Raw genomic sequence first — 4,762 nt, 5'->3', positions numbered from 1 at the left:
GCCACCGCCAGCACGATGACCGCCCAGACCAGCCCGTCGGGCGCGGGCGGCGGCGGCAGGCTGTCGCCCGCTAGCGCCGTCATCCCCGACTGGAAGCCGAAATAGGCCACCGTCGCGATCGCCGACATCGCCGCCGTGCGCCATGTCAACGCGGCGGGTGCCGCATCGGCCAGGCCCTGCGCGATCAGGTAGGCCACGCCGAAGACCAGGATCGCACCCAGCGCGACCGATTGCGCCGCCTTGTCCGTCAGGCCGAAGCCGAGGCCCACGATCACGTAGATCGCCAGCGCGATGCCGAAGGCGCGCATCACCGCGCCGAAGCTGGGCGCTGCGACAGGCCCGGGCCTGCGGATCGAGGCGACCTGCTCGACCGCGCCGCCCGAGGCGAGGAAGGCGTGCGCCTTGTAGAGCGAGTGCGCCACGATGTGCAGCAGAGCCAGCGGGAACAGCGCCAGCCCGCATTGCAGCACCATGAAGCCCATCTGCCCGCAGGTGGACCACGCGAGCGCGGTCTTGACCGTCGGCTGCGTCAGCGCGACCGCCGCGCCCACGAGCGCGCTGAGGCCGCCGATCAGCGCCAGAACCGCCAGCACGCCAGGCGTGGCGATCAACACGTCGGCGAAGCGGATCAGCAGGAAGCCACCGGCGTTGACGACGCCCGCGTGCAGCAGGGCCGAGACGGGGGTGGGCGCCTCCATGACCTCGGTCAGCCAGCCGTGGGTGGGGATCAGCGCGGACTTGAAGATCGCCGCGACCGCCAACGCCGCGGCGGCGAACCATAGCCCGGCGGGGGCGGCCTCGGCCCGCGCCAGGGCGTTGATCTGCGCGATGTCGGCGGTGCCGAAGCCGCGTGCCAGCGCGAAAGCCGCGAGGACCAGCGCGGCGGTGCCCAGCACGCCGCTGACGGCCTTCTTGCGCGCGGCGCGGCGCGCGCGCGGCCGGTTACCGTAGTACAGAAGCAGCCAGCGCAGCGACAGGCCGATGGCGCCCCACGCCACGACCAGTTGCAGCAGCCCGCCCGACGTCACCAGCAGCAGCACGCAGGCCAGCGTCAGCGACATCGCGGCCATGAATTGCGGCTGGCGCGCCTCACCGTCCAGCGCGGTGCGCGAGAAGCGCAGCACGACCCAGCCGACGAAGGACACGGTCAGCGTCATGGCGGTGCTCAGCAGGTCGATGCGCGCGCCGATGCCCGATCCGGCGAGGTGGATGCTCTGCGGCCCGTCGGCGATCAGCAACGCGGCCATGACGACACCGATGCCCAACGCGATCAGCGCCGCGTATTCGGGGATGCGCAGGCGGTCGTCGCCGCGCTCGGCCGGGCGCCACCACATCCATGCGGCCGCAGCCAGCAGGGCCAGGGGGGCCAGATAGGTCAGGATCGACACGCGGTGATCTCCCTCGAAAGCGTTCCGACGGATGTAGCGGCGCAGAGCGTTCTTGAAAATTACATTGTTCAGCAGAAACCGTTCGATAAAATAGAAACATGGCTGATCTCAACTTTCACCACCTGCGGTACTTCCGCGCCGTCGCGCACGAAGGCTCGCTGACGCGGGCGGCCGCGCTGTTGAACCTGTCGCAATCGGCGTTGTCGTCGCAGATCCGCAAGCTGGAAGAGCGTCTGGGTCACGCGCTTTTCACCCGGCAGGGCCGCGGGCTTGTGCTGACCGAGGCGGGCCGCATCGCGCTGGACCACGCCGACCGCATCTTCGGCGTCGGGGACGAGCTGCTGGCGACGCTGTCCCAAACCGGAACGCCGCGGGCGGTTGTGCGGGTCGGGGCGCTTTCGACCTTGTCGCGGAACTTCCAGCTGCAATTCCTGCGGCCGGTCCTGGGCCGCGACGGTGTCGAGGTGATCCTGCGCTCGGGCGGGGCGGCGGTGCTGCTGGACGGGTTGCGCGACCTGGACCTCGATGTCGTGCTGACGACCGAGCCGCCGGCGCGCGACGTGCTGGAGGGCATCGTGGCCCACAGGCTGGCCGAGCAGAAGGTCGGCCTGTTCGGCGTGCCCGCACGGGTCGACCACCCGGACCTGCGCAGCCTGCTGGCGGCCGAGCCGGTGATCCTGCCGACCGAAAGCCCGATCCGCACCGGCTTCGAAAGCCTGATCGCGCGGATGGGGATCACGCCGCGCATCGCGGCCGAGGTGGACGACATGGCGATGGTGCGCCTGCTGGCACGCGAGGGCGCGGGCCTCGCCATCGCCCCCGAGGTCGTCGTCGCGGACGAACTGGCATCGGGCCGGCTGCGCGCGGTGCCCTTCGACCTGGACATCGTCGAGGCGTTCTATGCCATCACCGTGCCGCGCCGGTTCCCGAACCCGGTGGTCGAGGACCTGCTGCGCCTCGGCGCGCCCGCTTTCCCCTAGAGCGCCAGAAGGCCGGGCGCGGGGCGGATCCCGCCGGTCAGGATGCCGCGCCAGTTGCGGATTTCGGGGTTGAGGAAGGCCTTGACCTCGGGGTCGGCGGCGTCGAGCACGCCGAGCTGCACGAGGATCGCCGCGATCGTGCACTCCGCCGCGCGGGTCGCGCCATCGGTGATCTTCAGCGCGACGCCCAGGCCGCGCTGCGGCAGGATCGCGACGAAGAACCCCTCGGCCCCGGTCTTCAGCGCCACCGGCTCGCGCGCGGCGCGCATCAGGCGGGTGCAGGCGCGGCCCTCGCCGGCCACCATCTCGGGATGCGCGATCATCGCCTCGACCAGGCGCGCCGCGCCCTTCGACATCGCGTCCGAGCGGCTTTGTGCTGTGGCGAACCACGCCATCGCGCGCGCCATGCCCGTCAGCGTGCCGGCGAAGTTCGGCGCCGAACAGCCGTCGATGCCGAAGCCGGGGCTGGTCTCGTCCGTCACCGTCTCGAACGCCTCGAGGCAGGCGCGCTGCACCGGGTGGTCGGGTTCGACATATTCCGCCCCCGCGCCCAGGTGCCGGTTCAGCGTCAGGAAACCCGCGTGCTTGCCCGAGCAGTTGTTGTGCACCTGGCACGGGCGCTGCCCGTCGCGGATCATCTGCAGCTTCAGGTCCTTGTCGCGCGACACCTGCGCGCCGCAGCGCAGGGCATCGTCGTCCAGGCCCAGTCCGGCCAGCCAGGCGTTGACCGCGTCGACATGGATCGGCGCGCCCTGGTGCGACGCGCAGGCCAGCGCCAACTGCCGCCGGTTCAGTCCGAAGGCGTCCGCCGCACCCGATGCGACCAGCGGCAGCGCCTGGATCATCTTCGCCGACGAGCGCGGCAGCACGACCGCATCCGCGTCGCCCCAGGCCTGCTGCACCGCCCCGCCGGCGTCACAGATGACGGCATGACCGGCATGCACGCTCTCGGCCAGCGGACCGCGATGGACCTCGACGAGCGGGTGGGGAGATCGGGTCATGCGGGCCTCTCACAAACTGGCGATAATCCGCCAACGGGGCTTTCGTTTCGCCGCGATTTCGCGGTAATGTTCGCCCCGTTGAGCGAGGGCAACATCGCGCGTCGCGCGGGGCGGCGCAACCGCGTCCCGCGGGAATTTCACGGCAGCAAAAGGCTGGAGGCAGCAGGCATGATATCGGCGTTCGGGCGGACGATCGTGGCAGGCGCGGCGGCGCTTGGGATCTTGGCGGGCAGCGCATCGGCGCAAGAGGAAGAAAGCACCAATCGCGTCGACGCCATGACCGACTGGTCGGTCTTCGAAGGGCAGGACCCGCGCGAATGCTGGGCGGTGACCACCTTCAAGGAAAGCGTCAACACCAAGGACGGCCGCGTCGTGTCCGTGACCCGCGGCGAGATCCTGCTGATGGTGTTCTTCCGCCCCGAGGCGGACGTGGCGGGCCAGGTCGCCTTCACCGGCGGCTACCCCTTCGCGACCGGGTCGACGGTCAACGTCAACATCGGCGGCACCGAGTTCGAGATGTACACCGAGGGCGAGTGGGCTTGGCCGGCCTCGCCGCAGGACGACGCGCAGATGGTCACCGCGATGAAGCGCGGCACCGACGCGGTCCTGTCGGCGCGGTCCTCGCGCGGGACGGCCACGAAGGACACCTTCTCGCTGCTGGGCTTCACCGCCGCGGTCGAGGACGCCGAGCAGCGCTGCAGCTCGTGACGCCCGGCGCCTGCGGGCGCCGAGGGCACGCGCAAATCGCAAGTCCGCCATGACGGCGCGGGGGCTTTGGTTTCCGCGCCGAATCCTGTATGAGCAGGCCTTCCTTTTCCGGAGACAGAGCCATGTCCGCCAGCGCGCCGATCACGCAGGACGTCGTGACCATTCCCCGCAAGTCGCCCGAAACCGGCAAGGTGAACCTTGTCGGCCTGACCCGGCCCGCCCTGCAGGCGGCGCTGGTCGAGGCTGGCACGCCGGAGAAGCAGGCGCGCATGCGCGTGAACCAGGTGTGGCAGTGGATCTACTACTGGGGCGTGCGCGACTTCGACGCGATGACGAACCTGTCCAAGGCCTACCGCGCCATGCTGGCCGAGCGGTTCGAGATCGCCCTGCCCGAGATCGTCTCGCGGCAGGTCAGCGCCGACGGCACGCGCAAGTACCTGGTGCGAATTGCCGGTGGCCACGAGGTCGAGACCGTCTACATCCCCGAGGAGGGGCGCGGCACGCTGTGCATCTCCAGCCAGGTAGGCTGCACGCTCACCTGCTCGTTCTGTCACACCGGCACCCAGCGGCTGGTGCGCAACCTGACCGCGGCCGAGATCATCGGCCAGGTCATGCTGGCGCGCGACGACCTCGACGAATGGCCCACGCACGGCGTCGGCACCGGCGAGGACGGCCCGCGCCTTCT

At 70.6% G+C, this 4,762-nt stretch carries 4 protein-coding genes and 1 pseudogene; 3 read left to right on the top strand and 2 right to left on the bottom strand.

Translation table 11 applies throughout. The features are described 5' to 3' along the window. On the bottom strand, positions 1–1,388 hold a 1,388-nt coding region (locus ACFDTC_RS15905), incomplete at its 3' end, for a proton-conducting transporter membrane subunit (protein ID WP_375259865.1). A 98-nt stretch (positions 1,389–1,486) separates the two neighbouring features. Between ACFDTC_RS15905 and ACFDTC_RS15900 the strand changes: the two genes are divergently transcribed. Then, entirely contained in the window at positions 1,487–2,368 is an 882-nt protein-coding gene (locus tag ACFDTC_RS15900; RefSeq protein WP_375259864.1) for a LysR family transcriptional regulator, read from the top strand. Here ACFDTC_RS15900 and ACFDTC_RS15895 read toward each other — a convergent pair. After that, complete coding sequence (locus tag ACFDTC_RS15895) at positions 2,365–3,369, bottom strand: asparaginase (RefSeq protein ID WP_375259863.1); 1,005 nt, start codon at positions 3,367–3,369, stop codon at positions 2,365–2,367. The genes ACFDTC_RS15900 and ACFDTC_RS15895 overlap by 4 nt on opposite strands. Before the next feature lie 168 nt (positions 3,370–3,537). Between ACFDTC_RS15895 and ACFDTC_RS15890 the strand changes: the two genes are divergently transcribed. Both ACFDTC_RS15890 and ACFDTC_RS15885 read left to right on the top strand, forming a co-directional pair. Then, positions 3,538–4,077: an invasion associated locus B family protein gene (locus ACFDTC_RS15890; protein ID WP_375259862.1), complete on the top strand. Its 540-nt coding sequence runs from the start codon at positions 3,538–3,540 to the stop codon at positions 4,075–4,077. 122 nt (positions 4,078–4,199) lie between these two features. Further along, positions 4,200–4,762: pseudogene (locus ACFDTC_RS15885) on the top strand (23S rRNA (adenine(2503)-C(2))-methyltransferase RlmN); the annotation flags it as partial.

It is taken from the genome of Citreimonas sp. (assembly GCF_042096055.1).
Classification (GTDB): Bacteria; Pseudomonadota; Alphaproteobacteria; order Rhodobacterales; family Rhodobacteraceae; genus Citreimonas.
This window is presented reverse-complemented; position numbering and strand designations above follow the sequence as displayed.

Bases quoted from the DNA above. Each gene is read 5' to 3' on its own strand.
- ACFDTC_RS15900 (WP_375259864.1), top strand. From the start codon at position 1,487: ATGGCTGATCTCAACTTTCACCACCTGCGGTACTTCCGCGCCGTCGCG.
- ACFDTC_RS15895 (WP_375259863.1), bottom strand. From the start codon at position 3,369: ATGACCCGATCTCCCCACCCGCTCGTCGAGGTCCATCGCGGTCCGCTG.
- ACFDTC_RS15890 (WP_375259862.1), top strand. From the start codon at position 3,538: ATGATATCGGCGTTCGGGCGGACGATCGTGGCAGGCGCGGCGGCGCTT.